4 protein-coding genes and 1 pseudogene are annotated in these 3,441 nt (G+C 61.5%); 1 reads left to right on the forward strand and 4 read right to left on the reverse strand.

Annotation, left to right across the window (positions count from 1 at the left end):
- Positions 1-74 precede the first annotated feature (74 nt).
- The 4 genes and pseudogenes from J8I34_RS33475 to J8I34_RS33485 all read right to left on the reverse strand — a co-directional run bounded on the left by J8I34_RS33475 (position 75) and on the right by J8I34_RS33485 (position 2,197).
- Positions 75-224, reverse strand: coding sequence for a hypothetical protein (locus tag J8I34_RS33475; protein ID WP_209808477.1), 150 nt, complete (start codon positions 222-224; stop codon positions 75-77).
- Positions 225-646: 422 nt separating this feature from the next.
- On the reverse strand, positions 647-1,558 hold the full coding sequence (locus J8I34_RS33480; protein ID WP_245176332.1) for a hypothetical protein: 912 nt from the start codon (positions 1,556-1,558) through the stop codon (positions 647-649).
- Positions 1,559-1,648: 90 nt separating this feature from the next.
- Positions 1,649-1,804 (reverse strand): annotated as a pseudogene (locus J8I34_RS35665) (DUF4236 domain-containing protein); the annotation flags it as partial.
- Positions 1,805-1,879: 75 nt separating this feature from the next.
- Positions 1,880-2,197, reverse strand: coding sequence for an H-NS histone family protein (locus J8I34_RS33485; RefSeq protein ID WP_209777932.1), 318 nt, complete (start codon positions 2,195-2,197; stop codon positions 1,880-1,882).
- A 337-nt stretch (positions 2,198-2,534) separates the two neighbouring features.
- Here J8I34_RS33485 and J8I34_RS33490 point away from each other — a divergent pair, with 337 nt between their 5' ends.
- The gene (locus J8I34_RS33490; RefSeq protein ID WP_209808479.1) at positions 2,535-3,392 is read left to right on the forward strand and encodes an LOTUS domain-containing protein; all 858 of its coding nucleotides are present in this window, start codon (positions 2,535-2,537) and stop codon (positions 3,390-3,392) included.
- The last annotated feature ends 49 nt before the right edge of the window (positions 3,393-3,441 follow it).

The following is a 3,441-nucleotide window of genomic DNA, read 5'->3' on the forward strand; positions in this document are numbered from 1 at the left end:
AGGGAAGTTCTCCGGCTTCCCTCATCGTTCTTGATCAAATCTCCCAGATTCGGCATCACGAACGCCGCTCATGCTCAGCTTTGCACCTCGTCCTGCAGCGGCTTCGGATAGGGCGAAGGCGCGTCGTCTTGCAGGTGCCGGGAGATCGCCCAGATGACGGGCAGCGGGGGTGCCAGTGCGTACTTGCGCAGCAAGGCCCGCAGCGACTTAATTTGAGGAGACACGAGCGACACCGCAAGTGGGGATAGACGGCATTATCGCCGACCGCTTGCCCCGGGCCATGGGCGCCACCGGCAAATCGCCGACGCTGCGAGGGCGGCCGGTGGTCCAGCCGCGCGCGGGATCACGTCGATCGTGGCCAAGGCCCACGGCCGAACATACTGACGTCACGACGGGCAATCCCCGGCCTGACGGAGCGCCGCCCGTCTCGTAACGCCCGAGCTTTCCGGGGGGGCGGGCGCGCAGGATCCCCGCACCCATGCACTGCGCGCCGGTCACCGCCCAACTCGGCCGTCGCCGGCGTGCCGCCCGCGCGACAAGGGCGTCGGCTTCAACGCTCAGCCGTGGCCATACAGGCCGGCCATGCGCGCCTCGGTCAGGTGCCACTTGTCGGCGAGTGCGGCCGCCAGCCTGATGCAGACGAACCTTAGACCCCGCGTTGAATCGCCTCGCGCAGCGCCTCCCACGCCTGCCCAAAGGCTTCCGTGGCCGCGACATTGCTGAGCACGTATTCCTCATTGAGCCCGGCAGGCGTTCGCAGAGTGATCTGGGCATATTGCATGATCGGGATCTGGTAGTTGTCACGAAAGCGACGATCCGGCGACCCATCCTTGTTGGTCTTGGCCCAAGTGGTGCCGATCTGCTGGGCATCCTTGGGGAGGTTCTCCTCCTCATGGAAGCGGGTGCGTGCCACCCGCAGCTGAAGCTCGCTGTACTCGATCAATGCGTAGTTGGTCGCGGCAGCCAGATAGACCAAGAAGCCGGGGTAAAAGTAGAGGTCCCCGCCGTTGGCGTTCTGCAGGCAGGGCACGGACATCGGCGTATCAATGATTCCGCACTTGCGCAGCGAGAAGGACACCGGCTGTCGCTCCACGACACGCCCTGCCGATGTGCGCTCGGCCACTTGGTTGGCCGAGCGTGCGGATACGAAATCCCAGATGCGGTACGAACCGGCACACACCTTGAAGGCGTCACAAAAGCCCGCGAACGCCTTGGCGACGCCGTCAGGCATCTCGAACTGGGTGTGGAGCTTGGACAGATCCAGCTGTTGCTCCAGTTCTTGCCGCATGGCGGTGGAGGTTTCCGCATCTTCGCAGATCTGCGCAAAGCGGGCCTTGCGCACATGCCGGAAGAGCCAGCCCTTGGCCCAACGGTCATGCAGCGCGACCTTTACCTGTTCGGTATGCCGGGCACCGTTGAGGGCACCTTCGATCGAGGCGTACTGGGTCTGGGCCTCCGCGAGGGATTGCTTGAAGGCGGCCAGTCCCGCGCTGGTCAGCACCGCTGAGCTGGCGCTGCGGATCTCGGTCATCGCCGGCATCGCGGAGACCGGAGCCATGGGAACCGCGGGCGGGGCCAGCACCGGCCCATCGCCGCTTGGCTCATTAGCCCCGGCCGGCGAGGTGCCGAGGGGCTGCCGGTAGGACAGGCCGGTCCCGAAGAGATTGGCAGTGACGGCGGCCCCCTGTGGGCCGTGCGTCAGCCGCACCGGGCCGACCCCAACGGACGTACTGAGCCCACTTGGCGAAATCGTTAGCCGGACTCCCGGAATCGGGCTGAAATTATTGCGAAATCGCCATCCCATCGCGGCCCCCTTGTTGTGATTTGGCGCCGATTGTAGGGAGCGGATGGGCGCCTGTACACCGCGCGGGAGAGGGGCTTAGGCCTCCGCGCCATCTTGCGTAATCAGGAAGCGCTTGGGGTTCTTGCCCAGCCAGCTCGGCGTGCGACCGCGACCCGACCACGTCTTGCCAGTCTTCGGGTCAAGGTATTTGGGCGGCAGAGTCGAGGCAGGCTTGGCCGAGCCCTTGGCGGGGCGGCCGCGCGCCCGTCGCGGCGTCAGGTCCTCCACCGTCAGCTCATAGTCCGTCATCAGTTGACGGATTTTTGCGACCACGTCCGAGACTTCTTGGGCACGTCGGCCAGCAGGGCCTCCAGTCGTGCCTTTTCCGCGACCAGTTTGCTTATACGTTGCCATCGTTATTCCCCTTTATGCTGGTCGGTAGGTGAGAGTTGCTGGTTAATGCCGGCGAGATTTCACCCCATGCAAGTTGGCACGAGCGATTGACGTTGCACGACAAGTCACCCATCAAAGCGCTTGGGCGTCATCGCATGAATCCGGTAATGGCCGAAGTTGACCGGAATTCTCGGATAGCGAGCGCTATCATAATCCTGATGCGCGGTCTGGTCCATTCGTTGCCCCTTCGAACTCTGCTTTTATATCCGTTCGCATCTGGCGAGTATCATATGTCGGATACTCCCCCTGTCGCAATAAAATCGGCAACCCGCGGCATTATCGAACCCTCGACCAGCCTATGACCTCTGAAAACGCTCCTTTGACTGAACTGGAAACCGCTCGGCAGGAAGTTCTTCGCCGCTTGGGGCGTAACCTATTACTGTTCCAGCAGATCGAGTATTGCCTTAAGTTCGTGCTGGCAAGGCATAAGAATGGCGGCACTCTCGCGAGCTACCAGGACAATCTGCAGCGACGGGTGGATGGAATCAACAAGCAAATGCTTGGCAAGTTGGTGGAGCAGTACGGCCGTGATGTGCTGCGGGACGCCGGTGAGCCAGTCCCGGAGGAGGAATGGCCGGACGACTGGTTCTCCTTCGTCTTTCGCCTGTCAGGGTCGACCGAATTTATTGGAGGGCTGCGGCGAGATCTGAAGCTCATGACCGACGAGCGCAATGAGCTCGTGCATCATTTCTTGCCGCGATGGCAGCCAGCGTCAGCCGACAAGCTGAGCGAGGCGCTGCTGTATCTTGATACGCAACGCGAGAAAGTGCTCCCGATGCATGAGCATCTGAAATTGATGATTGATCAGTTGATCAAAAGTGGTGAGAACGCGGCGGCCTATTTCGGTAGCCCGCAATACGCGCAGCAATCGGAGTTACTATGGCTTCAAGAAAGTCCGTTGGCGACGTTTCTGTGCGACGTCGCCAAGCAGGTGCGTCGAAAAGATGGCTGGACTTATCTCGCGCATGCCGGCACGCTGGCGGCCAAGGAAATTCCCGAAGAACTCAAGCACCTCAGAGAGCGCTATGGCTTTAAGACCTTAAAGAACCTGCTTGTGGGTAGCGACCTATTCGAGATCTACGACGAACCATTGGCTGGTGAGAGATTCCGGACGCTCTACCGACTAAACCGAACTTTGAGCTGGCGGCGCGCATAATGCTTTGATTTCTCACGGTTATGTGCGCGCGAGCGAGTCGATTACTGGG

The sequence above is a fragment of the Cupriavidus phytohabitans genome, from assembly GCF_017815025.1.
Taxonomy (GTDB): domain Bacteria; phylum Pseudomonadota; class Gammaproteobacteria; order Burkholderiales; family Burkholderiaceae; genus Cupriavidus.